This window comes from Maridesulfovibrio bastinii DSM 16055 (genome assembly GCF_000429985.1).
In the GTDB taxonomy this organism is placed as follows: Bacteria; Desulfobacterota; Desulfovibrionia; order Desulfovibrionales; family Desulfovibrionaceae; genus Maridesulfovibrio; species Maridesulfovibrio bastinii.
In genome coordinates, this window is record NZ_AUCX01000008.1 from 60987 (window position 1) to 86066 (window position 25080).

Annotated in this window: 28 protein-coding genes; 14 read left to right on the forward strand and 14 right to left on the reverse strand. The window is 41.3% G+C overall.

Annotated features, from left to right (window positions below; translation table 11 throughout):
• The first annotated feature begins 7 nt into the window (after window positions 1–7).
• The 4 genes from G496_RS0103520 to dapA all read left to right on the forward strand — a co-directional run bounded on the left by G496_RS0103520 (window position 8) and on the right by dapA (window position 2995).
• On the forward strand, window positions 8–832 hold the full coding sequence (locus G496_RS0103520) for a MinD/ParA family protein (protein ID WP_027178060.1): 825 nt from the start codon (window positions 8–10) through the stop codon (window positions 830–832).
• Window positions 833–924: 92 nt separating this feature from the next.
• Window positions 925–1200 carry an HU family DNA-binding protein gene (locus G496_RS0103525; RefSeq protein WP_027178061.1) on the forward strand — a complete coding sequence of 92 codons (276 nt, stop codon included), beginning with the start codon at window positions 925–927 and terminating at the stop codon, window positions 1198–1200.
• Window positions 1200–2093 carry a UshA-like (seleno)protein family 2 gene (locus tag G496_RS0103530; protein WP_420705253.1) on the forward strand — a complete coding sequence of 298 codons (894 nt, stop codon included), beginning with the start codon at window positions 1200–1202 and terminating at the stop codon, window positions 2091–2093. The genes G496_RS0103525 and G496_RS0103530 overlap by 1 nt, the downstream gene beginning before the upstream one ends.
• Window positions 2094–2116: 23 nt before the next feature.
• Window positions 2117–2995: a 4-hydroxy-tetrahydrodipicolinate synthase gene (dapA, locus tag G496_RS0103535; RefSeq protein WP_027178063.1), complete on the forward strand. Its 879-nt coding sequence runs from the start codon at window positions 2117–2119 to the stop codon at window positions 2993–2995.
• Window positions 2996–3105: 110 nt separating this feature from the next.
• Here dapA and gad read toward each other — a convergent pair whose 3' ends face one another.
• Both gad and trmFO read right to left on the reverse strand, forming a co-directional pair.
• Window positions 3106–4503: a glutamate decarboxylase gene (gene gad / locus G496_RS0103540; RefSeq protein WP_027178064.1), complete on the reverse strand. Its 1398-nt coding sequence runs from the start codon at window positions 4501–4503 to the stop codon at window positions 3106–3108.
• A 163-nt stretch (window positions 4504–4666) separates the two neighbouring features.
• Window positions 4667–5986 (reverse strand): methylenetetrahydrofolate--tRNA-(uracil(54)-C(5))-methyltransferase (FADH(2)-oxidizing) TrmFO, encoded by a 1320-nt coding sequence (gene trmFO, locus G496_RS0103545; RefSeq protein WP_027178065.1) that lies wholly within the window; start codon window positions 5984–5986, stop codon window positions 4667–4669.
• 104 nt (window positions 5987–6090) lie between these two features.
• Here trmFO and G496_RS0103550 point away from each other — a divergent pair, with 104 nt between their 5' ends.
• Genes G496_RS0103550 through G496_RS0103560 form a run of 3 tightly spaced genes read left to right on the forward strand, consistent with a single transcriptional unit; the run spans window position 6091 to window position 8606 of the window.
• Window positions 6091–7065 (forward strand): ABC transporter ATP-binding protein, encoded by a 975-nt coding sequence (locus G496_RS0103550; RefSeq protein ID WP_027178066.1) that lies wholly within the window; start codon window positions 6091–6093, stop codon window positions 7063–7065.
• A complete protein-coding gene (locus tag G496_RS0103555; protein WP_027178067.1) occupies window positions 7062–8018 on the forward strand; it encodes an ABC transporter ATP-binding protein in 957 nt (318 codons plus the stop codon). The genes G496_RS0103550 and G496_RS0103555 overlap by 4 nt, the downstream gene beginning before the upstream one ends.
• 30 nt (window positions 8019–8048) lie before the next feature.
• Window positions 8049–8606, forward strand: coding sequence for an HDIG domain-containing metalloprotein (locus tag G496_RS0103560; RefSeq protein WP_027178068.1), 558 nt, complete (start codon window positions 8049–8051; stop codon window positions 8604–8606).
• A 61-nt stretch (window positions 8607–8667) separates the two neighbouring features.
• Here the strand turns inward: G496_RS0103560 and G496_RS0103565 are convergent, their stop codons facing one another.
• Window positions 8668–9072, reverse strand: coding sequence for a winged helix-turn-helix domain-containing protein (locus tag G496_RS0103565; protein ID WP_027178069.1), 405 nt, complete (start codon window positions 9070–9072; stop codon window positions 8668–8670).
• A 242-nt stretch (window positions 9073–9314) separates the two neighbouring features.
• Between G496_RS0103565 and G496_RS18725 the strand changes: the two genes are divergently transcribed.
• The 6 genes from G496_RS18725 (at window position 9315) to tsaA (ending at window position 16645) form a co-directional block, all read left to right on the forward strand.
• Complete coding sequence (locus G496_RS18725; protein WP_051294809.1) at window positions 9315–10748, forward strand: MATE family efflux transporter; 1434 nt, start codon at window positions 9315–9317, stop codon at window positions 10746–10748.
• Complete coding sequence (locus tag G496_RS0103575) at window positions 10696–11577, forward strand: DUF2156 domain-containing protein (protein WP_027178070.1); 882 nt, start codon at window positions 10696–10698, stop codon at window positions 11575–11577. Before G496_RS18725 ends, G496_RS0103575 begins: the two co-directional genes overlap by 53 nt.
• 200 nt (window positions 11578–11777) lie before the next feature.
• Window positions 11778–13064: an alkaline phosphatase family protein gene (locus tag G496_RS0103580; protein ID WP_027178071.1), complete on the forward strand. Its 1287-nt coding sequence runs from the start codon at window positions 11778–11780 to the stop codon at window positions 13062–13064.
• Between the two features lie 37 nt (window positions 13065–13101).
• Entirely contained in the window at window positions 13102–15267 is a 2166-nt protein-coding gene (locus G496_RS0103585; protein ID WP_027178072.1) for an ATP-dependent helicase, read from the forward strand.
• 9 nt (window positions 15268–15276) lie between these two features.
• Entirely contained in the window at window positions 15277–16245 is a 969-nt protein-coding gene (thiL, locus tag G496_RS0103590) for a thiamine-phosphate kinase (RefSeq protein WP_027178073.1), read from the forward strand.
• Window positions 16246–16249: 4 nt separating this feature from the next.
• Window positions 16250–16645, forward strand: a complete 396-nt coding sequence (tsaA, locus tag G496_RS0103595; protein WP_027178074.1) for a tRNA (N6-threonylcarbamoyladenosine(37)-N6)-methyltransferase TrmO — start codon at window positions 16250–16252, stop codon at window positions 16643–16645.
• A gap of 150 nt (window positions 16646–16795) precedes the next feature.
• On the opposite strand, the gene infA is transcribed toward tsaA, so the two are convergent.
• The 11 genes from infA to G496_RS0103650 form a co-directional block, all read right to left on the reverse strand.
• Window positions 16796–17014, reverse strand: a complete 219-nt coding sequence (infA, locus tag G496_RS0103600; protein WP_027178075.1) for a translation initiation factor IF-1 — start codon at window positions 17012–17014, stop codon at window positions 16796–16798.
• A gap of 206 nt (window positions 17015–17220) precedes the next feature.
• The gene (locus G496_RS0103605; RefSeq protein WP_027178076.1) at window positions 17221–17487 is read right to left on the reverse strand and encodes an RNA recognition motif domain-containing protein; all 267 of its coding nucleotides are present in this window, start codon (window positions 17485–17487) and stop codon (window positions 17221–17223) included.
• Window positions 17488–17834: 347 nt separating this feature from the next.
• Window positions 17835–18824, reverse strand: coding sequence for a ketol-acid reductoisomerase (gene ilvC / locus G496_RS0103610; protein ID WP_027178077.1), 990 nt, complete (start codon window positions 18822–18824; stop codon window positions 17835–17837).
• A gap of 127 nt (window positions 18825–18951) precedes the next feature.
• Window positions 18952–19434, reverse strand: coding sequence for an acetolactate synthase small subunit (gene ilvN / locus G496_RS0103615; protein WP_027178078.1), 483 nt, complete (start codon window positions 19432–19434; stop codon window positions 18952–18954).
• A 13-nt stretch (window positions 19435–19447) separates the two neighbouring features.
• Window positions 19448–21139, reverse strand: coding sequence for a biosynthetic-type acetolactate synthase large subunit (gene ilvB, locus G496_RS0103620; protein ID WP_027178079.1), 1692 nt, complete (start codon window positions 21137–21139; stop codon window positions 19448–19450).
• Window positions 21140–21151: 12 nt separating this feature from the next.
• A complete protein-coding gene (locus G496_RS0103625) occupies window positions 21152–21370 on the reverse strand; it encodes a DUF465 domain-containing protein (protein ID WP_027178080.1) in 219 nt (72 codons plus the stop codon).
• A 347-nt stretch (window positions 21371–21717) separates the two neighbouring features.
• On the reverse strand, window positions 21718–22221 hold the full coding sequence (locus tag G496_RS0103630; protein WP_027178081.1) for a DivIVA domain-containing protein: 504 nt from the start codon (window positions 22219–22221) through the stop codon (window positions 21718–21720).
• 15 nt (window positions 22222–22236) lie between these two features.
• Window positions 22237–22527 carry a YggT family protein gene (locus tag G496_RS0103635; protein WP_027178082.1) on the reverse strand — a complete coding sequence of 97 codons (291 nt, stop codon included), beginning with the start codon at window positions 22525–22527 and terminating at the stop codon, window positions 22237–22239.
• Window positions 22528–22790: 263 nt separating this feature from the next.
• Window positions 22791–23447, reverse strand: a complete 657-nt coding sequence (locus G496_RS0103640) for an HAD family hydrolase (protein ID WP_027178083.1) — start codon at window positions 23445–23447, stop codon at window positions 22791–22793.
• 30 nt (window positions 23448–23477) lie between these two features.
• Complete coding sequence (locus G496_RS0103645; protein WP_027178084.1) at window positions 23478–24257, reverse strand: hypothetical protein; 780 nt, start codon at window positions 24255–24257, stop codon at window positions 23478–23480.
• Between the two features lie 58 nt (window positions 24258–24315).
• Complete coding sequence (locus G496_RS0103650) at window positions 24316–24675, reverse strand: hypothetical protein (RefSeq protein ID WP_027178085.1); 360 nt, start codon at window positions 24673–24675, stop codon at window positions 24316–24318.
• A gap of 179 nt (window positions 24676–24854) precedes the next feature.
• On the opposite strand from G496_RS0103650, the gene G496_RS0103655 reads away from it, so the two are divergent.
• Window positions 24855–25049 (forward strand): twin-arginine translocase TatA/TatE family subunit, encoded by a 195-nt coding sequence (locus G496_RS0103655; RefSeq protein WP_027178086.1) that lies wholly within the window; start codon window positions 24855–24857, stop codon window positions 25047–25049.
• Window positions 25050–25080: the final 31 nt, after the last annotated feature.

A 25080-nucleotide genomic window follows, 5' to 3' on the forward strand; every position in this document is an offset into this window, starting at 1 on the left:
TATTTAAATGATCAACGCCAACAAGACGTTGAGTATGGCCATAATGAGCGGAAAAGGTGGAGTAGGAAAAACTAATATTTCACTTAACCTTTCTTACGCCCTGAATGCAGGTGGAAACAGTCTTCTTCTTATGGACTGTGACCTTGGGCTGGCCAATCTTGACGTCCTTCTGGGAATTTCCCCGGAAAGCAACCTTCAGGACCTGCTGACAAAAGGAACCGCCCCTTCGGACGTTGTTATTCCCATGGAACCGGGAAGAAAACTTGATATTCTCCCCGCGGCATCAGGTGTTCCTGAACTGGTTGAAATGGATGAAGATATGCAGGGTATGCTTTTCAAAAAGCTTACCAGCCTTGTAGGACGCTACCAGTATCTGATCATGGACCTCGGCGCAGGTATCAATAAAACTGTCATGTCATTTGCTTCGATGACCCAATTAAGACTTGTAGTCGTTACTCCTGAACCGACTTCACTGACAGACAGCTATGCTCTGATTAAGGTTCTGGCCACCCAGCACGGGGTCAAAGACTTTTTCATAGTAGTCAATCAGGCTTCTTCATCAAGTGAAGCAAAGGAAACATTCACCAGATTAAACCTTGCCTGTCAGAAATTTCTAGATATTACCCTGAAAAGTATTGGTTTTGTTCGTTATGACCAGAACGTGCCTGAAGCTGTGCGCCGGCAGACGCCATTAATTAAATTTGCTCCTAAATCAAATGCCAGCCGGGACATAATCAATATAGCAGTTAAAATTCAAAAATTACGCATGGATAATATGAATCTGATTGCCGAAAAGCCCATAATGAGTAATTTTCCTTTAGTTGGAAATTAATAAATTACTTGACGAAAAGGACAACTTTTCGGCAAGGTTGTGATAGTAATTAATCATAACTTGTCACACTCAACCTGACTTGGGAGAAGACAATGAACAAAAGTGAACTGATAAAAACTCTTGCCGAACAAAAAGGCCTCCATGTTGACGATTCAGCTGAAATTGTCGGAGCCTTTGTTGACTCTATCAAAGAAGCTCTTATCAGAGGAGACAGAGTTGAAATCAGAGGTTTCGGAAGTTTTAAAATTAAAGAATACAGGGGTTATGTAGGAAGGAATCCTAAAACAGGTTCCGTAGTGGATGTTACCCCTAAAAAACTTCCTTTCTTCCGTCCCGGTAAAGAACTTAAGGAATATCTTAACGATTAATGTTTTTTAGAATCTTTTTTCTGTGGTTAAGTGTCAGCCTGCTGTGGATATCTCCCGTGCAGGCTGACGATTATGTATTGTCTTTAGCTTTTACAGCCAATACCTTCGGTAAAGTGAACCCCTGCCCCACATGAGGCGGGAAAACCATTGGTGGACTGGCCCGGCGGGCTGGCTATCTTAATGATTTAAAGGCGACAACCAAGGACCACCCTTTATTGATCCTTGGCGGGTCTTATGAATTTCTGCTTCCGGAAGGAAAACCAGATCAAGATAAAAAGAGGGATGCTCTGGCAAAAATCTTTTCTTATCTTGATTATGATTTTGGCATGCTTTCGCCTGAAGAAAGCAGCTACCTTTCAAAATCACCATCTGGAATACCAGATGGGTGGAAATATTATTCTCAAATTACTTTCAAAAAATTTAAAATTGAGAATGGAAAAACCGTTGGTATAATTACATTTCCAACCATTGAGGATGATAAATCCAATCAAATTTCGGAAGCCCTTGCAGCCAGAATGGTGAGCTGCTTTAAAAAATTTAGAAAAGAGGCGGATATTCTTATCGGGATGAGTCCCTGGGGCTACTTTAAAGAAAAGTCGCTGCTTAAAAACAGTCAGTATCTGCAATGCCCTCTTGATATCCTTTTAGGAAGCGGTAAGGGACCGGGACTGACGGGACAGTTAGTTGCAGAAAACAGCACACTTTGGGTCAGATGTTATCCCACGGGAAAAGCTGTAAGCAGAGTGGATATAATTAAATTTCCAGATAAGAATTCGGATTTTAAATGGAAGTTTGGAGAAAATATTCGTTGCCTGATTCAAAGCCTATTGAAAAATACAAGAGAAGACCCTAAGGTTCTCAACTTACTTGTAGGAATTTCCGACGAAAAGTAATCCGTGACATTCAGGAGGAAAAAATGGATTTCCAAGGAGCATTTACTGCTCTAGTCACACCTTTCAAGAATGGTAAGATCGATGAGGAAGCTTACCGTGAACTGATTGAGTGGCAGATTGAACAGGGGATAGATGGTCTTGTTCCATGCGGCACAACAGGTGAAGCTGCAACAATGACCCATGAAGAACAGGGTGATGTTATAAGAATCTGTGTGGAACAGGTAGCCAAAAGAATACCTGTAATTGCCGGAGCTGGTTCCAACAATACCCGTGAAGCTGTAAACCTGACCCTGCTTGCAAAACAGGCCGGAGCGGATGCAGCGCTTCAGATTACTCCGTACTATAATAAACCCACTCCTGACGGACTGCTTGCACATTTTAAAGTTCTTGCTAAAGAATCTTCTATGCCGTTTATTCTTTATAATGTTCCGGGTAGAACAGGCCTTAACGCCAAACCGGCTACCATTGCCCGCATAGCCCGTGAAGTTCCGGAGGTTATAGGTGTAAAAGATGCCACGGCAAACATGATTCAGGCATCTGAGATGATTGAACAGTGTCCCGAAGGTTTCACCGTGCTTTCAGGTGATGACTTTACCGTACTACCTTTACTTTCGCTTGGTGGTCACGGTGTTATTTCGGTTGTCAGCAACATTGTTCCGGCAATGATGTCTGACATGTGCAGAGCTTACCGTGAAAAAGATACTGCAACAGCTATGGAGCTGCATTACAAAATGCAGCCACTCAGCCGCAGCATGTTTATTGAAACAAACCCAATCCCGGTAAAAACAGCATTGGGCATGATGGGCAAAATGGAAACATCTTTCAGATTGCCTCTTGTTCCGCTTGAACCTGAAAATGAAATCAAGCTGAAAAACGCCCTTTCCGAAAACGGAATTATCTAATTTTTATTTTGAAAAACCTTAAAACCCCCGACGGCACCAGCTGTCGGGGGTTTTATTTTGTTGCTTAAATTTACTGTATTAATTTAAGATTCTAAATTTCAAAAAGCTCGTCAACTGTGCGAATATCCACCACCCTCTTCCTCATCAAGAGAAACGCTCACGGGATGTTTCTTAAAGTGTTTAATACATCTTTTTATATCTTCTACCAGCAATTCAGCCATGTCCATACTGAATCCATGTCTGACTAGAATACGCATCACCACTGTATCCGTCATATCATCTGGCAGTGAATATGCGGCAATCTGCCAACCTCTTGATCTTATTTTATCCGACAAATCAAAAAGCGAAAAACCAGGGTCCACTCCTTCCTTTATAGTCCAGCATACAGCCGGTAACCCTTCGCTGCGTTCACCATTATATAAAATATCAAATAAATCTAATTTTTTAAGTTCCTTGCAAATATATTTAGCGGATTTATAGCAGGCTTCATGAATCCTTTCATAACCTTCTCTGCCAAGCCTCAATAAATTGTAATATTGTGCAATGATTTGTCCCCCAGGCCTTGAAAAATTCAGAGCAAATGTTGGCATTTTACCACCAAGGTAGTTCACATTGAAAATCAAGTCTTCAGGAAGCTCATCCTTATCACGCCAGATTGCCCAGCCAACACCCAATGGGGACAATCCATACTTGTGGCCGGAAGCATTGATTGATTTAACCCGCGGCAGCCTGAAATCCCATTTCAGATCAGGGTCCATAAAAGGAGCAACAAAGCCACCACTGGCGGCATCGACATGAACCGGAATATCCAATCCAGTATCTTTTTTTAATTGATCCAGAGCAACGCATACAGCCTCAACAGGCTCATACTGGCATGTAAAAGTAACACCTAAAGTAACAACAACTCCTATGGTATTTTCATCGCACCGTTTTAAAACTTCATCAGGAGACATAATAAGCCTCCCCTTCTCCATGGGGATCTCTCTAATCTCCACATCAAAATAACGGGCAAACTTATGCCAGCATATCTGAACCGGCCCGGTAACAATATTGGGTTTCCTTTTTTCCCAACCTTCTCCAATTTTTTCACGCCAGCGAAACTTCATTGCAAGCCCGCCCAGCATTGCTGCTTCACTTGATCCTGTGGTTGAGCAGCCGATTGTATTTTCAGCTTCAGGGGAGTTCCACAAATCAGCAATAATATGTACGCATCTTTCTTCAATCTCTGCTGTTTGAGGATATTCATCCTTATCAATCATATTCTTATCCAGACATTGATCCATCAGCTTATGGATTTCCTCATCCGCCCATGTCTGGCAAAAAGTAGCCAGATTCTGTTTTGCGTTACCATCAAGCATCAGTTCATCACTGATTATCTGATAAATATTGCGGGCTTCATGCTCACTGTCAGGTATCCTGTATTTAGGCAGACGCTGGGAAACATCATTTGATGCGTAAATATCATCAGTAATTTCATCCATAATCTTTTCTTTTTCATGCAAAGACATAATGTGTAACTCCTGATATATTCTAATTTAAGATGTGATAACTAGCTTATACATTATTTCTAAATAAAATTCTCTATACTTATTAAGAAATAAAAAAAGTGATTGCAGTACATCATTTTATACCACAATCACTTATGTTTTTTTAATATACTATATTAAACTGCTATAATTTATTTTCATTTTTCCACTTGTCAAAAGATTCAATAGCCCTCTTACCGTAGAGTTCTTTCCTGACCCTCTTGGGAGCTTTTTTATTAAGCGCCGGCATCAGTCCGAATTGAACATTTGATGGTTGGAAATTCTTTTTTTCTTCACGAAGATGTCCAAGTAAAGCACCTATTGATGTATCCTGAGGCGGAAGCGACGGTTCCAATCCTGTAATCCTGCGAGCAAGAAGGAGTCCTACCCACAACCCGCAGGCCGAAGATTCAAGATATCCTTCAACACCGGTGATCTGGCCAGCCAGATGAATTCTGCTGTCAGATTTTAACGACAGGTCTTCAGACAGTACCGAGGGGGCATTAACATAAGTATTACGATGAATACTTCCAAACCTCAAAAATTCTGCATCTTCAAGGCCCGGAATCATTCTGAAAATACGCTTCTGTTCGGGATATTTTAATTTGGTCTGAAAACCGACCATGTTAAAAGCAGTTTTATCACGATTCTCAGCCCTTAACTGCACAACAGCATAAGACTGTTCTTCAGTTCTGGGATCAATAAGCCCTACTGGTTTGAGCGGTCCAAAGGACAGAGTCATATCACCACGCTCAGCCATAGTTTCTATAGGAAGGCACCCCTCAAAATGAATTTCCTTTTCAAATTCACGGGGAACAACCTTTTCCCCTTTTTTCAACTCTTCCAGAAATGCGAAATACTGTTCCTCTGTCATCGGGCAGTTTAGATAGTCATCATCTTCAGGCTTATAGCGGGAACCGAAAAAAGCCACATCCATATTCACAGATTCACGACTTATTATCGGAGCGATTGCGTCATAAAAATAAAGCTTGTTATCCCCGATAAGATTGGAAAGACTTTCCACCAAACCAGCACTGGCCAACGGTCCGGCGGCTACAATAATATGCTGATAATCTTCAAAGCCCGGTTCATTCAAAGAAACAATTTCTTTACGAATTAAATTGATATTTTCCTGACCTTCTATAACTTCGGTCATTCTGGTGGAAAATAGTTCACGATCAACAGCAAGAGCTGATCCGGCAGGGACTTTAGTTTCTTCTGCAATCTCCATGACAATGGAACCGAGAGCAGACATTTCTCTTTTCAAAATACCAATAGCTGTACTCAGATCACCAGAACGAAGGGAATTGGAGCAGACAAGCTCAGCCAGCCCGGCTGAAGTATGTGCTTCAGAATAACGCTCCGGTTTCATTTCATACAAATCCACTGACACGCCTGCGCGCGCCAGCTGCATTGCACTTTCACATCCGGCAAGTCCTCCGCCGATTACAGCTACTTTATTCACATCTAGCTCCAGTCTGATTGTATTTTTACGACATCTAACTTAAGATACAGTATAAGTTAAGTTTCCATTACATTAAATTATTCGTGAGCGCGAGCCAGCAAAATATGACATCTCCCTTACTCAAAATAGAAGGTCTGACTACAAGCTTTGCAACCCCGGCCGGGGTCGTGAAAGCTGTGGATAATGCCACCCTTGAATTGAATCAAGAAGAAACTTTGGCAATTGTAGGAGAATCCGGTTGTGGTAAAACAGTTCTTTCCCTTTCAATAATGGGACTGATCGCCGATCCTCCGGGCAGAATTACTGCTGGTCAAATAACATATCAGGATAAAAATCTTACAGAACTATCCGAAAAAGAAATGCAAAAAATTCGTGGAAATCATATCTCAATGATTTTTCAGGAACCAATGACCTCACTAAACCCGGTATTTAAAGTTGGTGAGCAAATTGCTGAAGTGTTGCGCCAACACCGTGGTTTATCACGCAAGGAAGCCGCTAAAGAAGCCATAATAAGCCTTAAAAAAGTTGGAATACCCAATCCGGAAACAAGAGCGGAGAGTTTCCCGCATGAAATGAGTGGCGGGATGCGGCAGCGAGTTATGATTGCAATGGCCCTGGCTTGTAATCCCGAAATACTTATTGCTGATGAACCCACAACTGCACTTGATGTAACTATTCAGGCCCAGATTCTATCTTTGCTTGAAGAAATAAAAAATAAAACCAGAGGATCACTTATGCTGATCACTCATGATCTGGGGGTTGTTGCCCGCTATGCAGATAAAGTCGTGGTCATGTATACAGGTCAGATCATAGAATCTTCCAACAAAATTGAACTTTTTAAAAATCCCATGCACCCATACACCCAAGGACTTTTATCATCAGTACCTCGCCCCGGTCTTGATGAAGAACTAATCCCCATCCCCGGAGCTGTACCGTCTCTGGGAGACCTGCCACCCGGATGCCGTTTCCATCCCCGCTGCTCTAAAGCTATGGATCGCTGCAAAACGGAAGAGCCTCCAGTCTTCACAAAAGATAACAGACAGGTACGCTGCTGGTTGTATGAGGATTTCTCCAAATGAACAAAATGCTTCTCGAAATAAAAAATCTCTATAAATACTATCCCGTAAACTCAGGTTTACTGTCAGTTAAAAAATCGACCATAAAAGCTCTGAATGGAATATCCCTTAAGTTACGCAAAGGAGAAACCCTTGGACTGGTCGGAGAATCCGGTTGCGGGAAGTCTACACTTGCAAGAATAGTCACAGGTTTAGAATCACCTGATAAAGGTGAAGTTCTTTTTGAAGGGAAAAATATATCATCATGGCCGCGCAAAAAGCTGAGTTCTAAAATTCAGATGGTTTTTCAGGACCCCTATTCTTCTCTTAACCCCCGGCAGAAAATTTTTAATGTAATTGCCGAGGGTATGAAGATACACAAAACAGGGTCAGCTTCTGAAATTAAAGACAGGGTAAAAAATCTTCTTGAACAGGTTGGCCTTTTACCAGAACATTCCAAAAGATATCCGCATGAATTCTCCGGAGGCCAGCGGCAAAGAATAGCGATTGCCAGAGCCATTTCACTCAATCCTGATCTTATTGTGTGTGATGAACCTGTTTCCGCCCTTGATGTTTCTGTTCAGGCGCAAGTAATAAGACTGCTGAAAAAAATACAGACGGAGTATGAGTTAAGCTATCTTTTCATTTCTCACGATCTCTCTGTGGTCAGTTATATCAGCGACAGAATTGCTGTTATGTATTTGGGTAGATTGATGGAGACTTCACCGGCAGGATCATTATATTCAAATCCGTTGCATCCATACACAAGGACTCTGCTGGATGCTGTACCCATACCAGATCCTGACCATATTTATAAATCTGATGTCCTTTCAGGAGATATTCCCAGCCCTGTAGATCCACCAAAAGGCTGCCCTTTTCATCCCCGGTGCCGGGAATCAAAGCCGGAATGTTCTTTAAATTTTCCAGAATGGAAGGAAATTGAACCCGAACATTTTGTTTCCTGCCACTTATATTAAAACTATACTCACAACATAAGGAGTTTAATCATGATTTCCAGAGATGAAGCGTTCGATCTCTTAAAAGCGAACACCCCGGAAGAAAATTTAATCCACCACGCCCTTGAATCAGAAGCTGTGATGAAAGCTCTTGCTGCCCATCTTGGACAGGATGAAGAGCTCTGGTCGATCACAGGTTTACTGCATGACCTTGATTACAGCTCCACAAAAGATTCTCCTGAAAAACATGGACTGACCGGAGCAGAAATGCTCAAGGACAAACTTCCAGAGGAAGCTCTCTACGCCATTAAAGCACATAATGGAGAAATGACAGGGGCAGCTCCTAAATCTCAATTTGACTATGCGCTGAGATGTGGTGAAACTGTCACAGGTCTTATACACGCAAACGCACTCATAAGACCTGAAGGCATGCAGGGAATGGCTCCTAAAAGTCTAAAGAAAAAGATGAAAGCAAAAGCTTTTGCAGCCAGTGTTAATCGTGAAATTATCAAGGAATGCGAAAAACTTGGTCTCGATATTACTGAATTTTTTAAAATTTCAATCACAGCTATAGAAGACATAGCTGATCAGGTCTCACTGAAAGGATAAGATATTTTTTAATGCTTAATACATCCGGGGAACCCTGTTTTCTAATTGCAGGGTCTCCGGGTTAATCTTTATCATCCTGAGATTCTTCTTTTTCATCAAAGTCTTTGTATGGCTGAATATCCCAGGGAAAAAACTCTCTGGCTTTGACCAGAGCATAACTTTCCACATCAGCCTGCCATTTCTTATATTCATTCAAAATCATAATACCCAGAGGAGTTAGATTATAGCCGCTCCGTCCTCTTGATTTTTCAACAATATGATCTCCAAGAACTTCTTCAGTACTCTTGATTCTACCCCATGCGGCTCGATAAGACATGCCAAGCTTTTTGGCAGCCTTGTTGAGAGACCCAAGTTCATCAATAAGTTTTAAGAGCTGAGCCCTGCCGAGGCCGAACATTACACCTTCATCATTTTCAAGCCACAGATTCATACGGACGCGAGCGCGCAGGGATTCTTCTTCACTCATTGGAAATCCTCTAAAATGGTTACATATTGTCAACTAATCTATGCATTTTTTAACATAATTATTAAAAAATTTAAACCACGGGTTGCTTTTACTGTGATCATAACTAAGTTTTCAACTTCGGCTTCGATAATTACATTTGAAGATAAACACAGCTGTCAAATATAATCTTGCCTCTCTCACCGGACAATGGCATAGACTCGGGCCTACATTAAATTTGAACTGTTTATGGAGATAACTCCTCAATGAATCAAGAGTCTGTCAATATGTCCACTCATCCTTACAGGACGATCTGGACTCTTTCATGGCCGCAACTGATAATGATGGTATTCCATCTTCTCATCGGACTTGTCGATGTATGGGTTGCAGGTAGAATAAACAAAGATGTTCAAGCCTCAATGGGAATGATCAGCCAGTCTCTGGTATTCTTTCTCATTGTCGGAATGGCTGTTGCCAATGGTTCCGTAGCCGCAATAAGTCAATCCATAGGTGCAGGGCTGAATCTGAGAGCAAAACGCTATGTCGGGCTCAGTGTTCAGCTGGGTATTGTACTTGGAGCTATAATTCTGCTGATAGGATATCCTATCCGAAACAGCATTCTATATGTTTTACAGGTTCCGCCAGAACTTGACCATATAATGAGATATTTTATCAGGGTATTTTTATTTCTATTACCCTCTTACTATATGCTGATCGTATCAAATGCAATTTTCAGGGCTCATAAAAGAGTAATGCTTCCGCTCTACTGCATGATTATTGTGACAACTACAAATGCCATAGGCGACCTTGGATTCGGACTTGGAATGTGGGGTTTACCGAACTTCGGATATCAGGGACTGGCTTGGTCAACATTTTTCTCCATTTTAGCGGGAACAATTTTTGACATCATTGCCCTGTTTAAAACCGGGATGTTCAGTTTCAAACGGCTACCACCTTTTAAATGGGTAAAAAAAGCAGGACCGTATCTGATCAAAGTGGCATGGCCGAGCGGACTGATGCAGATTGTCTGGCACTCCGGGTATATGGTTCTTTATTCAATAACTGCAACCTTGCCCAATGACAATATTACAGCTTTAGCTGGTATGGCAGCCGGAATCAGAATTGAATCAATTCTTTTCCTTCCGGCATTTGCCTTCAGCTTCACATCGACAATTCTCATTGGCCATTACCTTGGAGAAGGAAGACCTGACGAAGCCAAAAAATTCGGGCTGCGGATACTCGGAATTGCAATAGTTTCTCTAAGTCTGTTATCATTGGGAATGTGGCAGATTGTTGAACCGGTTACGTCTTTGATAGCTCCGGACTCACTTGTTAGGGCCGAAGCAGTCAATTATCTGTTTTTCAACATGATAGCTATTCCATTTACAGTAACCTCAATGATTCTGGCCGGAACTTTCAACGGAGCCGGCGCAACTGTTTATAACCTCATAATATTTTCATTTACTATCTGGGCACTGAGGCTTCCGTTGGCCTACGTGTTAGGACATGAAATCATGAATTCCCCAACAGGAATCTGGATTGCAATGCTCGCCTCTCAGATTGTACAGTCCTCCACAATGTTCTATGCTTTTCTAACCAGAAACTGGCAGTCATATAGCATGATGAACGGAAAAAGAAGGAAAATTGATGCAGAAAGAATTCAAAAAGATATCTCTAAATTGTCAGGAAACATTCGCTAAAGTTCTATCTGATTGTCCGGAAAGAACTTCTGAATATACCTTTGCCAACATTCTTGGATGGACCGATTTTTATGGTCTGGAACTTGGATGCGGCGATGATATGGTATGGATCAGAGAAACTGAACCGGAACTTAAATATTGGGCTCCAATTGGAAACTGGGAAAACGTAAACTGGGAAGAATGTGAGCTTTTAAAAAAATCAGGAACTTCTTTTACAAGAGTCCCTGAAAAACTGGCACTCATGCTTCAGGAAAAATTGGGTGATTCCCTGAAGATAGAAGAAAATAGAGGCCATTTCGATTACATATATTCCGTTCATGATCTTATTGATCTCAAAGGGAATAAATTTCATAAAAAAAAGAATCTGTTCAACCAGTTTAAGAAAAAATACGATTACGAATATAAAGAAATCACTCCTGAATGCATTGAGGAAGTGTTAGAAATGCAGATGGAATGGTATCGCTGGCAGGAAGAAAACAATTACTCTGATGCTCTTGAAGCTGAAAATGATGCAATTTTCAAGGTTCTGAAAGAGATTGACACTATAAGTAATCTGACTGGCGGAACAATCAGAATAGATGGCAAAATCATAGCCTATACAGTAGCAGAAGCTCTTGATGATGAAACAATTGTCATCCATTTTGAAAAAGGAGACACTAGATATAAAGGTGTGTATCAGGCCATCAATCAAATGTTTTTAGCTAATAACGCAGCACATTTTAAATATGTTAACAGAGAGCAGGATCTCGGTGAACCGGGATTAAGGAAAGCCAAAGAATCCTACAATCCGGTTCATTTTAAAAAGAAATTTGAAATTACTGTACTCTGATTAAAAGATTCTATGCTCTGCTTTAATATCAGGGCATAATGCTGACAGTAAAAATGCTTGCAGGACTTCAATTATTAATTGAAGTCCTGCAAGCATTTAAAATATAAGCTGCAAATCAATTTTAAACCAAATTGACCTTGCGACCTTTGCCAGTTTACGACCTGTATTAATGATACAATAAAATATACTAATACGAATAAATGCTGCTTACATCTAAAAAGACACCCAAGATGGTTGTTTTAGGGCTGGACGGATTACCACTAACTCTTGCCAGAAAAATTGCTCCTGAACTACCTAATCTTAAAAAGATTATTGATCATGCTGTAGAAAACCATGCGGAAATTCCAGAGCTTTCACCTGTAAACTGGACTTCACTCTACACCGGGGTTGGTCCGGAGAAGCATGGTATATATGGTTTCACTGAAATTGATCATTTAAATTATAAACTTTCCATAACAGATTTCAGCAGGGTAAAATCGAGAACCATATTTGATAAACTGGATGAACGCGGACTCAGGACAAGATCAATTAATCTGCCGAATACGTATCCTGCACGCAAAATAAGAGGAATGATGATCTCAGGTTTTGTTGCACATGATATTGATAAGGCTGTTTATCCACATTTCCTTGCTTCAAGACTAAAAGAATCCGGGTATCTCCTTGAAGCTGATACAACCCGCGGAATAATGGACCCTTATTACCTGCTCAAACAGGTCTATGCCACTCTTGAATGTCGCATGAAAGCACTGGATATGCTGTTTGATGACCTTGGATGGGATCTATTCATTTTTGTACTGACTGAAACAGACAGGCTGTTTCATTTTTTTTATCCAGCCTTTGAAAATGCAGACCACAATCTTCATAAAGATTGTCTTGAATTTCTGAAAACATGGGATGCCGCAATTGGAATATTTCTAAAAAAATATGAAAATATCCCCGGCAAGAAAAGACTGCTTGTTCTAGCTGACCATGGGTTTACCTCCCTTGAAACAGAAATAGACATTAATGCATGGCTCAAGCAAAATGGATATCTAAGCCTTAAACACACCCCGGAAAACCAATGGGATGCATCAGCTATATCCGACAACTCTTCAGCTTTTGCTCTTGATCCTGGGCGCATATACATTCACACTAGAGAAAATTTTTCCAGAGGCTGCGTTGATAAAAGTAACGCAAATTTCATCGCAGAAAAAATACGCAGTGAGCTGATTAACCTGAGTTTTAACGGAACACCGGTTTTTGAGCACATATATACCGGAAAAGAATTATACGGTCCTGATGCAATTGGTGATGTTCCCGACCTTGTATGCCGAACAAAACCCGGATATGACCTGAAAGCCAAATTCGACCGAGACGAAATTTTTGGATTTTTCGGAAGAACCGGAACCCATACTGTAGGAGATGCATTCTTTTATGACTCCCAAGGAAATGTGCCTGAAAGAATGCGTGATACAGGGCAAATGATTTTAGACTGGTTCGGAATTTGATTTTTTCTAAATGACTAAAAAAAGATGTGCCTAAAATATGATAGATTTTAAAAATGAACTGAATGAGGCCCAATACGATGCCGCCACACATCCTCAAGGGCCTGTGCTTGTTATAGCAGGTGCTGGTAGCGGTAAAACAAGAACAATTGTTTATCGCCTTGCATGGCTTGTCGAACAGGGAGTAGCTCCGGACTCAATCCTGCTGATGACATTCACCCGTAAAGCCGCTCAGGAAATGCTTACCAGAGCTGAAACCATTCTAGGCAGATCACTGCACGGGACAAGCGGTGGAACATTTCATTCTTTTGCATACTCGGTTTTAAGGCAGAACGCCCTTACGGCTGGTTTTCCCAATGGGATGACCCTTATGGATCGCGGAGACTGCGAAGATATTATCCGGGATGTAAAATCAGAACTCGGCCTTGGTAAAAAGGACAGATCTTTTCCGAAAAAAAACACCCTGCTGGACATTATAACCAAGTCTCGCAACAAAGAACTTTCAATAGATCAGGTTGTAACAACAGAAGCATATCATCTCACCTGCTATTCACAGGAAATTGAAGAAATCGCAAACGCTTATAAAGTATACAAACAGCAGCACGCGCTTCTTGATTACGATGATCTGCTCTTTTTTCTGGAAAAACTTTTAGCTGAAAATGATGTAATCAAAGAGCAGCTCAGGGCCAGATTCAGATTTATAATGGTTGATGAATATCAGGATACGAACCTTGTTCAGGCTCGTATTGTCAGACTGCTTGCAGGTAAAAACGGAAATATCATGGCTGTTGGTGATGATGCACAGTCTATTTATGCCTTCCGTGGAGCTGATGTTTCAAATATTCTCAACTTTCCACAAATTTTTGAAAACGTTAAAATTGTCCGACTGGAACAGAATTACCGTTCTGTCCAGCCGGTTCTTGATCTCACTAATGCTATTCTTGAAGGGGCAGAGACCAAGTTTGACAAAAAGCTCTTCACCAACAGGACAGGTGGAAAAACACCTGAACTCATGGTTCCTTTAAGTGACTACACCCAATCTTCCAGAGTAGTCGACAAGATCATAAAATTACAAAAAAAATTTGGACCGGAAGGTGTCGCAGTCCTGTTCAGAGCTGGATACCAGAGTTATGGTCTTGAAGTGGCCTTAAAACGTATTGGAATTGAATATAAAAAATATGGTGGATTAAAATTTAACGAAGCAGCACATATCAAAGATGTCCTTGCTTTCATGCGTCTGGTATCAAATCCGATTGATATTATATCATGGCAGCGTTCTCTCGGACATATTAAAGGAGTTGGACCTAAGACAGCCAAAAAAATTGCTGATGCCGTCATATCTGCAAATCAGTCGGCAGTGGAAAAATTCAAGAAAAAATATGCACTGCTCGGGGAATTATTAACCGACCTTGACGGACTGCGCCAGAAAAATTCATCTCCATCAACGGCTCTTGAAGTACTTCTACCCCTGTATAATCCAATTTTGGTAACAGAATATCCAGACGATTATCCACGCAGACAGGCAGGACTTGAACAGCTATCACAAATAGCAGCAAACTATGAAAGCATGGAAAGCTTTCTGGCTGATTTATGTCTTGACCCTGAACCGCTATCTCAGGACAACGAAGAACAGAGAGAAGCTGTAACTCTCTCAACAATCCACTCTGCCAAAGGCCTTGAGTGGAATGCTGTAATTATACTAGATCTTGTTGAAGACCGTTTTCCTTCGCGCAAATCAATGCAGAAACCTGCTGAATTTGAAGAAGAAAGAAGGCTGCTTTATGTGGCCTGCACAAGGGCCAAAGATGAACTTTACATGAGTGCTCCTGCAAGTGTTTCACGACAGAATACCGATTTCAGGGATCCGGCCATACCGAGCCCATTTTTGCGTGAAATCAGCGACAGCCTCTACGAAGAATGGCAGGAATCATATTCCGGTGGATTGGCCAAGAAAAAAAGGACCCCAATTGACAACTATTCAGCCTCATACCCTTCTATGAATGGTTCTGCTGAATCGGAAATTGAAGCTGGAAGTTCTGCGCAAGCATCAGCTAAAAAGATATCTCCAGCTAAGCTTGGTTACTGCAATCACAAAATATTTGGCCGTGGTAAAATTGTTGAACGGGTGGAACCTGATAAATATAGAATTAATTTCCCCGGATTCGGTTTGAAAGTCATTGTGGAAGACTATCTTGAAATGCTGTAGGCCTTAATAATGAAAAAAATTACTTCTGAAAAAGATTTCCTGAAATTAATTGATTACCATTTTCCCTATGAGAATGGTCATGTCACTTTAGGCAGGGGCGATGACTGCTCGATAATCAGTACCGGAGGTACAGTATGCCTCAGCAAAGATCTATTTCTGGAAAACATACACTTCAGAAGATCATACTTCAGCCCTGAAGATATCGGTTATAAATCTCTTGCCGTAAATATAAGTGATATAGCCGCAATGGGTGGCACCCCGAAAGGATTTGAGCTGGGGCTGATTATTCCAGATAATCTTGAACCTGATTTTTTAAATGCTTTCCTGAAAGGAATGGCTGATCTGGCCAATGAATACAACATCATTCTGGCCGGAGGCGATCTCAGCAGAGGTCCTCTGCTTGGAATTTCCATAACCATATGGGGAGAACCTGAATCAGGATCAGAATTAATCAAGCGTGGTAACGCCCAACCCGGGGATATTCTTTTTACCCATGGCCCTGTAGGACTTGCATATTGCGGCCTCCATATACTTGAATCGAGACCAGATGATATTAAAAATTTCCCTGAATGTGTAAGAGCACATCTCCATCCTGAAATGCGTGTTCATACAGCCGTAAAGCTTGCTGCAAGCAAGGTTGTAAAAGGTATGATGGATATATCAGACGGACTGGCCCGAGATCTGCCAAGATTTCTAAATGCCAGCGGCCCTTACGGAGCAGACATAAAATTATCTGATACTGACATCCACCCTGAAATTAAAAAATTTGCACAGCTGAAAAATCAATTACCTCATGAGCTGGCTTTTATCGGCGGTGAAGACTATGCTTTATTGGCAGCTGCTTCAGCCGATAATTTTAAGAAATTAAAAAATAGTTTTAAAAACTTAGTTGAGATCGGTATAGTCAGCAGGACACCCGGAATAAGACTAAACGGTAATTCTTTTAATAAAGCTGGTTTTGACCACTTTTCGAGGTAATATCATGGAGATAACTCTTTCGCCGATTGCGTATATCAATTCTACTTTGAACGACAAGAAAGAATGCCCTAAGCAGGGACATGAAGGCGGGATAGAAGCTCAGGTTATAATAGAGCCTGAGTATCTTGATGCAATGAAAGGATTAAAAGAAGGGTCGGAAATAATTCTGCTGACATGGCTTCATAAAGCAGACAGAACTTGTTTGGAAGTTCATCCCAGAGGAGATTCATCACGCCCTAAACGAGGTGTTTTTGCAACCAGATCGCCAGACCGTCCCAACCCGATCGGAGTGCATAAAGTTACCATTAAAAAAATAACTGAAAACACCCTTACGGTTTATCCGCTGGAAACTCTTGATGGAACACCAATCGTGGATATTAAAGTCGCAATGAGAAAGTAATACACTTCCAATACCGGAGCAAAATTAAATATAATTTGCTCCGGTTGGAAATATCCGCCCTTTTATTTCAGCAGGAAAGTTAAGCAGAATCAAATTTTGAAAATTAACTTCAAGAGTTCAAACCTGCATTAATTTTGATAAAACAGAGTATTAGCGGGGGCGATATGTGATGCGACCACGAGTCAGGTCGTAAGGTGAAAGTTCAACTGTTACCTTGTCACCAGGCATGACTCTAATTCTGAATTTACGCATTTTTCCTGAAATATGCGCAAGCACAACATGTCCGTTTTCAAGATGAACTCTGAAAGTAGCATTAGGTAAAGCTTCTTCTACAACGCCATTAACTGCAATTCCTTCTTCTTTGGCCAAAGGATCTCCTTTTGTTTATGATCTAAAAGTCTGAAAGAGCCCGCAACGCAAAGCGCATACGGGCTCTTATGCCTATTCACAGAAAATATCCGCGAAAAAAAATAACTGCCGATATAACGAAAAACTGGTTTCAGCGTTTTGATTCGACTGTCAATAATTAAACTATCGCGAAAGCCCGTGAAGGCTTTATAACAAAATAGGACAAATTACCAGCGTCTAGGACGAGGCTGACGCGGACGGGCTTCATTCACTTTGATGTTACGTCCGCCGAAATCAGTGCCATCAAGAGATTCAATTGCGCTATCAGCACCCTGATCTTCCATCTCAACAAAACCAAATCCACGAGGACGTCCGGTTTCGCGATCGTTGATCAATTTAACAGATAGAACTTCTCCAAATGCAGCGAATGCATCACGAACTTCGTCTTCGGTCATGCTCCAAGGAAGGTTGCCGACATAAATGTTTTTCGACATTCTCAAAACTCCATAAAACTTTAAACTTTGAAATTCAGTCAGACAGCCGAACCCTGCTGGACCATTTACCCCCACCAACACATCGCGACACATTGATATCCAACAACGAAACCGTTTCCGCCGCTCCCAACCAATACAGCCCTTTACAGCCCTAGCAGGCCCACAATGACCTGGGTGTAGGAACTGATATCTGACTATCTAATAATGCACGATTACGCTGAAAATAATTACAGGTCAAGTACTATATAAAAAAAGGGCTGTAAAACAGCCCTTTTTTTCATTTTTATACTAATATTTCACAACTTCTGCATGCAATAAAAAATTGCAACAGTAATTATGAAAAGTTGTTACTTCTTAAGCCAGCTCATCATATTACGCAGGTTAGCACCTACTTCTTCAATCTTGTGTTCACGATTGATGCGGCGCAGTGCACTGAAATGAGCTTTACCAGACATATTCTCAACAATAAATTCTTTAGCAAAGTCACCCTGCTGGATTTCTTTAAGAATTTCTTTCATTTCCTTACGGCTTTCTTCGTTGATAACTCTGGGACCACGAGTAAGATCACCATATTCAGCAGTATCACTGATGGAATAACGCATATTGGAGATACCACCCTCATAAATGAGGTCAACGATCAGCTTCATTTCATGCAGGCATTCGAAATATGCCATTTCAGGCTGATAACCAGCTTCTACCAGAGTTTCAAAACCAGCCTTGATCAATTCGCTGAGACCACCGCAAAGAACGGCCTGTTCACCAAAAAGGTCAGTTTCGGTTTCTTCACGGAAAGAAGTTTCAATAACACCTGAACGTGTTGCACCGATGCCTTTTGCATATGCCATAGCAAGATCAAATGCCTTGCCGGAAGCATTCTGGTAAACAGCTACCAGAGAAGGTACAGCTCCACCTTCAGTATATGTACGACGAACAAGATGACCGGGACCCTTAGGAGCAATCATGATTACGTCAACATCTTCTTTAGGGATGATCTGTTCAAAATGGATGCAGAAACCATGAGCAAAAGCAAGAACATTGCCAGGCTTAAGATTCGGAAGAATGTCGTTTTTGTAAACAGCAGCCTGAACCTGATCAGGAAGCAGAATCATAATGATATCAGCAGCAGCGGCAGCTTCAGCAGCACTAACAGGTTCAAAACCATGTTCTTTAGCCAGATCATAGTTAGGACCGCCAGGACGCTGACCTACAATTACTTTAACACCTGAATCGCGCAGATTCTGAGCATGAGCATGCCCCTGACTTCCGTAACCGATGATGGCAACGGTTTTATCTTTAAGTAATCCTAAATCTGCATCCTGTTCGTAATAAACCTTCATTTTTTTCTCCTAATTAATACTTTAACATCCGGACACGAAACCTGAATAGTTTCCCGTATGATACAACCCGCAGAAGGCTGATCAGACGTAGTAGCATATCTAATGCCGGGATATTGATTGAAATTTATCAGCCCTGCATTGCGCGCTTCATAGCAACACTACCTGTGCGCGCAGTCTCTTTGATTCCAAAACGGACCAAAAGGTTGATTAAAGCCTCTATCTTGCCTCTGTCGCCGGTAACTTCGATGGTTAGTTCATCAACGCTGACATCCACAACTTTACAGCGGAAAATATCTACTATCCTCAAAATTTCCGCTCTTTTCGTATCTTCAGCATTCACTTTTATCAAAACCATTTCTCTGTCAACAGCTTTGTGCTCTGTCAGGTCGACCACCTTAATGACCGTTATCAGCTTTCGCAACTGTTTAACGATCTGTTCAATAATTTGTTCGTCACCGACAGTTGCAATAGTCATCAGCGAAACACCATCTTCAAGAGTAGGTGCAACATTAAGTGATTCAATGTTGAATCCCCTACCACTGAAAAGGCCGGCTACTCTCGACAGAACGCCGGGCTCGTTTTCAACAATGACAGAAAGAATATGTCTCATTTTGCCATCCTCCTTAAACGAGCAGCATTTCTGTTAAAGAACACCCTGCTGGAACCATTGGATATACATTTTCCTCAGGGTCAACAATAACGTCGATAATAGCAGGCTTTGGAGTAGCAAAAGCCTCCTTAAGAGTACTTTCAAGATCCTTTTCTTCAGTGATCCTGAATCCGGCTGCTCCATACGCTTCTGCCAGCTTAACAAAATCGGGCTGTGCGTCCATACAGGTTTCAGAATAATTTCTATCATAGAATAGTTCCTGCCACTGGCGGACCATCCCAAGATAGCGGTTATTCAAGATAACAATTTTAACAGGAAGATTATTTGCTACAGCTGTCATCATTTCCTGAATATTCATTTGAATAGAACCGTCTCCGGCAATATTCACCACAAGCCTGTCGGGATAAGCTATCTGAGCTCCGATTGCTGCCGGGAAACCATATCCCATAGTCCCCAGACCACCGGAAGACAAAAATGACTTGGGCTTTTTGAATTTATAAAATTGAGCCGCCCACATCTGATTCTGGCCGACTTCTGTAGCTATTATCGCCTCGCCTTTGCTGATCTCGTAGATCTTTTCAACAACATGCTGCGGTTTAATATATTCACCGCCCTTGTTATAATGCAAAGGATGTGCAGTACTCCAATCCTGAACCTGCTTTACCCATCCGGCATGGGCGACTTCAAAATCAGTTGCTCCGATAACCGGTTCAAGAGATTCCCTTAGTGCCATGAGGAAACTTTTACAGTCCGCGACGATGGGTACATGAACGTGAACGTTCTTCTGAATTGAAGTAGGATCAACATCAACATGAACAAAAGTTGCATTTGGTGCGAATTCCGAGACTTTGCCGGTAACACGGTCGTCGAACCTCGCTCCGATGGCCAGAACGAGGTCCGCCGTATTAACAGCCATATTTGCAGCATAAGTGCCGTGCATTCCCAGCATACCCAGCCAGAGCGGGTCATCGCCGGGAAAACCACCAAGACCCATAAGGGTGGCAGTCACCGGAATGTCCAGATTTTTGGCTAGCCAGATCAAATCTTCCTGTGCTCCGGAACTGATAACTCCACCACCTGCATAGATTAAAGGTCTCTCAGCTTTTCTAATAAGCTTGGAAACTTTTTTAATCTGACCGTAGTGCGGGTTCAGGTTGGGATTGTAGCTCCGTAGCGACACATCCTCAGGCCATTTGAATTCCGTAATCTGCTGCATAATATCTTTCGGCAGGTCGACCAGAACCGGTCCGGGTCTACCGGAACGGGCAAGATAGAAAGCCTGTCTTATAGTATACGCCAGATTATTAATATCTTTGACCAGATAATTGTGTTTGGTGCAGGGACGGGTAATTCCGACAATATCTACTTCCTGAAAGGCATCATTACCTATCAGTGCAGTCGGAACCTGACCGGTCAAAATGACGACCGGGATGGAATCCATATAAGCAGTAGCTATACCAGTAACGGTATTAGTTGCTCCGGGACCGGAAGTAACGAGGCATACGCCTACATCACCTGTTGCCCTGGCATAACCGTCCGCAGCATGAATAGCTCCCTGCTCATGACGGGCGAGAACATGCTTGAAAGGAAAATTTGGAAGTTCGTGATAAATGTCAAGAACAGCACCGCCAGGAAAGCCGAAAACGACATCTACCCCTTCTTTTTTCAGACATTCCAATAATATCTGAGCTCCGGTGAGCTCCATAGCTGACTCCTATTATTTATTCTTGTCGAGAAGAGCATGCAGTTTTGTTTTTCCTGCAAGTTTCTTCTTTTTCAATTCCTTAAGTTCTTGAGTTTCAGTTGCACTCAAATAAGGCTTGCTTTCCATTTTCTGTATAATGACATCATAGCTTTTATGTTGATCCCATAGAGCCTTAACTTCACTATCCTGATCCGCTAGCTGTTCAATCAGTTCTAGGTCCTTAGGTTCCATTTGCAACTCCTTTCCATAGGTTTGGTAGTTATCTATACCAAGTGCTTTCAGGATCTAAACCCTTCCAACACGAATTCGCTTGTCAGTTTATCAACAGAGTTTTTACGGCCTTGCATCCGTTAGAAAGCTCTTCATTGCCTTTTAACCGCTTTTAATTACGATAAAATCAATGACATTTAATCAGCATATGCAGCGTTTTTCAGACGCAGTTGTACACAAACGCAGTTCGCTCTTATATTCATCCTTAATAGAAAAACTAGCATACCGAGTACACCCCGGGACAAAATTTTTCCAATAAGGTCTTAATTTATTGAATAAAAGCACAAAAATCTGCGCCATGTTTATAATCACTTGGCCTTTTTAAAAAATTTAAGTTTTGATTCCAGAGCTTCAACTTTCTCCACATCAGGGTCACCTATTTCAAGCACCCTCAGATGTGATTCAAGCAGCCCTTTCAACTCAACCTCAAATCTGGTTCTCTGACGCTTCAATTCATTAATATCTTCATGAATCTGGGCCAGACGATTGTGAGCCTGTTGTAGAATGGTTTCAGCTCTAGAGTGAGCTTCGTTAATTATGACCTCAGCTTCCTTACGGGCAGTTTCTTTAAGGTCATCCACCATTTTCTGGGTTGTCATCAAAGTATCACGCAGTGTTTCTTCCCTCTGCCTGAACTCGGCAATAGTGGATTCCCTGCGGCTGATTTTCTTTAAAAGCTGCTTTTTATCGTCGGCCATACCACCAAGGACTTCGGCAACTTCAGCCATGAGCTGATCTACCTCAGACTTGGAATAGCCAAATAACGATTTTGAAAACTTAATATTGAGCAGGTCAATTTTGGAAAGGCTCATAAGACTCCCCTGACGTTACATTCCATACGCCAATCTTATAAGGTTGTTAATCAAGGCGATATTCACAACTTGAATAACTATGAGCACAATAATAGGAGAAAGGTCAAAACCACCTACAAAAACAAAAGGAAGATAATGTCTTACCTTTTTGTAAACAGGTTCAGTCAAACCGTATAGGAAGCGAACAATAGGATTATAGGGATCAGGATTTACCCAGGTAAGCAGGGCAGAAATAATAACCACCCACATGTAAAGATTGAGCACCATTCGAAGAACATTGGCAATAGCAAGAATTACATAATCCATTTAAAAAACTCCTGACAAGATCGCAGAATACCGACTTCCAGCCGACTTTTTCATCTGGTTTTAAATTGTCACACCAAGCCCCAAGAATCAACACTTTTTAACTTCCTGGAGAAAATCAATCACATAAAAATCACACGGATGGAAATCCTGAGACAAATTTGTACTTTTCGGCAACTGATATTTTTCGAATAATTGACAATTTCGCCTCAAAGAAACCAACTGTTTTTATTACATACTAAAAAAGCACAAATATATAAATTGCACTATGCCTTACAATTTGCAGTTTTAAACTGCTCCATTAAAATTCGATAATCTGTAATGTGCATATCTGAATCAAGATCAGCATTCCGGTAAGCCCAAAAAGCAACACCGGCAGCTTTAGCACATTCTTCATCAATCCATGTGTCACCGATATAAACAGCATTTTCGGGAGTTATCCCCCACTTTTCAAGGATGTAATAAACTCCATCAGGATGAGGTTTACTTTTCGGCAGCAGAGTTGAATTCACTTTCAGGTCAAAAAAATCCTGCAGCTCAAATTTATCCAGAATATAATCAAGAGAGTCCGTTCTGTTTGTATTTACAGCCATAAGGATAGAAGCTGATTTCAAATATTCCAGAAACGGTACAAGATCTTCAGCCAGTTTAATATAATCACTTGCCTTTTCAAACATAGGATCTTTTCGTATGGCAAGGGCTTCCTCATGAGACTCTTCGGGAATAATATACTTTATTGATTCAAAAACAGTATGAGCGTGAACATATTTAATTTCTTCGTCAGTCAACGGCTTTAAGCCGAATTTCTTTTTAAACTGGTTATAGTACCAGATATTAGAGTTGATAGAATCTATAAGAACCCCGTCACAATCAAAGATAATTCCTTTGATTTTTTTCAAATAATCCAAAGAGACTGATTCCATAATAACACGCCCTGTCTTTCAAATTTAACTTTATTCAGCAATAACGGCAATCCTGAGTTCACGATCCAGCCATGGTTTACCCTCTTCACTTTTTTCGTAACAGAGGAACTTATAAACAGGAGCATGAAATTCTATATCAGCACCATCAATTTCAGATTTCTCAAAAGGTATACCCCGATCTTCCCATATTGAAACAGCTTCATTATCAGAAGTTACAAGCACTGCTCCATCCGGGAGGTAGGCTGAAAATCCTTCTAAAGTTTTTTTCCATGGGAAAACAAAAGCTGCGCTGGCAACCACTGGAGCATTGGAAATAACTTCACCCAGCATTCTTTCTTCAGAATCAATTTCATCAGCTGCAAGACCAAGTTTTTCCCCGAATCCAGACCACGAACTATTAAGATTCTTCTCAATATTGGAAAGCTCGATAATTTTTTCTTCGTAAGCGTAAGATAAAGCAATGAGAAGCTGCGCTTGAATCAAAGCAGGCTTATAATCAACTTCCGGTTTAACGTTATCAAGCCTATCCATCAACTCAGCTTCAATACTTCTATCACTTTCAACATTTGCGCGAGCCGCAACCTGTCCGATATACGAAGCCATTTCTCCCGGTCTTTTAAAAAGCTCACCATACTGCATGAACTCATCGACCATTCGTTTACACAGATCAGGTTCCATTGGAAATCCTGAAGGTTTGAACGAAGTGCTATCAACATCCTTATCAGGCTCCATACCCGGATTAAAAAGAAGGATTCCTTCGATATTAGTATCAACAAGTTCTTTATGCATCTGCGGGAAGTAAACAAGCATATCCATTCTCCATGATAATTAGGGAAAAACTATTTTTAAATAAGCCAACAGCTCGATATCAATCATTTTCCTCTGGTGAATATTTACTGCATACGCCATCACACTCAGGCAAGGCAAGCATGCATATATCACCGTGTAGGGCAGAACATTCAGGATAAGAAGCATCACGTCCTGCACACGCCATGGAAATCAATCGTTGATCAGCAACTCTTTCATCCCAGATTCCGGATACAACTTTCTCGTCAAGTTTAAAAGCTTCAGCCTGACGAAGCAGTTTATCATACTCTTTTTCCATAAAAAGCAGAACTGAGCATCTCCAGCGTATTTCAAGTCCCGGATTTAAAAATTCTTCATATATGCACTTTCCCTGAATATAGAATTTGCAACCTATACCGGGAAGTCTCGATATTTTAGACACAGGCGATATTCCCTGCCGGTTCAACTTCCGGCTTTTTCATTTATTCAGAACTGCCTATTTAGGCTGGGACCTTTTGTAAAGAACAATTTCCCCCGCTACAAATGTGACTGAAGGGACTTCTTGACCTGCCATTGATGCGGATGTAAAAGGATTTCAACTATCTCTTTCTGGAGGAAAAAATGTTCGGATTAGGAATGTCGGAGATCCTGATAATATTGTTGATCGTTGTCTTTATATTCGGGTATAATAAACTGCCTGAAATAGGCAGCGGGTTGGGACGTGCTATTCAAAATTTCAAAAAGGCTTCCAACGAGCCGGATGAGATTGACGTTACTCCTGACAACGATAAAGAATCTAAAGAAAAAAAAGACTGATCAATTCAGTCAGAACATAAGCCCGGAACCT

Coding starts and splice junctions, on each gene's coding strand:
- G496_RS0103520 (WP_027178060.1), top strand. CDS start 8: ATGATCAACGCCAACAAGACGTTGAGTATGGCCATAATGAGCGGAAAA.
- G496_RS0103525 (WP_027178061.1), top strand. CDS start 925: ATGAACAAAAGTGAACTGATAAAAACTCTTGCCGAACAAAAAGGCCTC.
- dapA (WP_027178063.1), top strand. CDS start 2,117: ATGGATTTCCAAGGAGCATTTACTGCTCTAGTCACACCTTTCAAGAAT.
- gad (WP_027178064.1), bottom strand. CDS start 4,503: ATGTCTTTGCATGAAAAAGAAAAGATTATGGATGAAATTACTGATGAT.
- G496_RS0103550 (WP_027178066.1), top strand. CDS start 6,091: ATGACATCTCCCTTACTCAAAATAGAAGGTCTGACTACAAGCTTTGCA.
- G496_RS0103555 (WP_027178067.1), top strand. CDS start 7,062: ATGAACAAAATGCTTCTCGAAATAAAAAATCTCTATAAATACTATCCC.
- G496_RS0103560 (WP_027178068.1), top strand. CDS start 8,049: ATGATTTCCAGAGATGAAGCGTTCGATCTCTTAAAAGCGAACACCCCG.
- G496_RS0103565 (WP_027178069.1), bottom strand. CDS start 9,072: ATGAGTGAAGAAGAATCCCTGCGCGCTCGCGTCCGTATGAATCTGTGG.
- G496_RS18725 (WP_051294809.1), top strand. CDS start 9,315: ATGAATCAAGAGTCTGTCAATATGTCCACTCATCCTTACAGGACGATC.
- G496_RS0103575 (WP_027178070.1), top strand. CDS start 10,696: ATGCAGAAAGAATTCAAAAAGATATCTCTAAATTGTCAGGAAACATTC.
- G496_RS0103580 (WP_027178071.1), top strand. CDS start 11,778: ATGCTGCTTACATCTAAAAAGACACCCAAGATGGTTGTTTTAGGGCTG.
- G496_RS0103585 (WP_027178072.1), top strand. CDS start 13,102: ATGATAGATTTTAAAAATGAACTGAATGAGGCCCAATACGATGCCGCC.
- thiL (WP_027178073.1), top strand. CDS start 15,277: ATGAAAAAAATTACTTCTGAAAAAGATTTCCTGAAATTAATTGATTAC.
- tsaA (WP_027178074.1), top strand. CDS start 16,250: ATGGAGATAACTCTTTCGCCGATTGCGTATATCAATTCTACTTTGAAC.
- G496_RS0103605 (WP_027178076.1), bottom strand. CDS start 17,487: ATGTCGAAAAACATTTATGTCGGCAACCTTCCTTGGAGCATGACCGAA.
- ilvC (WP_027178077.1), bottom strand. CDS start 18,824: ATGAAGGTTTATTACGAACAGGATGCAGATTTAGGATTACTTAAAGAT.
- ilvN (WP_027178078.1), bottom strand. CDS start 19,434: ATGAGACATATTCTTTCTGTCATTGTTGAAAACGAGCCCGGCGTTCTG.
- ilvB (WP_027178079.1), bottom strand. CDS start 21,139: ATGGAGCTCACCGGAGCTCAGATATTATTGGAATGTCTGAAAAAAGAA.
- G496_RS0103625 (WP_027178080.1), bottom strand. CDS start 21,370: ATGGAACCTAAGGACCTAGAACTGATTGAACAGCTAGCGGATCAGGAT.
- G496_RS0103630 (WP_027178081.1), bottom strand. CDS start 22,221: ATGAGCCTTTCCAAAATTGACCTGCTCAATATTAAGTTTTCAAAATCG.
- G496_RS0103635 (WP_027178082.1), bottom strand. CDS start 22,527: ATGGATTATGTAATTCTTGCTATTGCCAATGTTCTTCGAATGGTGCTC.
- G496_RS0103640 (WP_027178083.1), bottom strand. CDS start 23,447: ATGGAATCAGTCTCTTTGGATTATTTGAAAAAAATCAAAGGAATTATC.
- G496_RS0103645 (WP_027178084.1), bottom strand. CDS start 24,257: ATGCTTGTTTACTTCCCGCAGATGCATAAAGAACTTGTTGATACTAAT.
- G496_RS0103655 (WP_027178086.1), top strand. CDS start 24,855: ATGTTCGGATTAGGAATGTCGGAGATCCTGATAATATTGTTGATCGTT.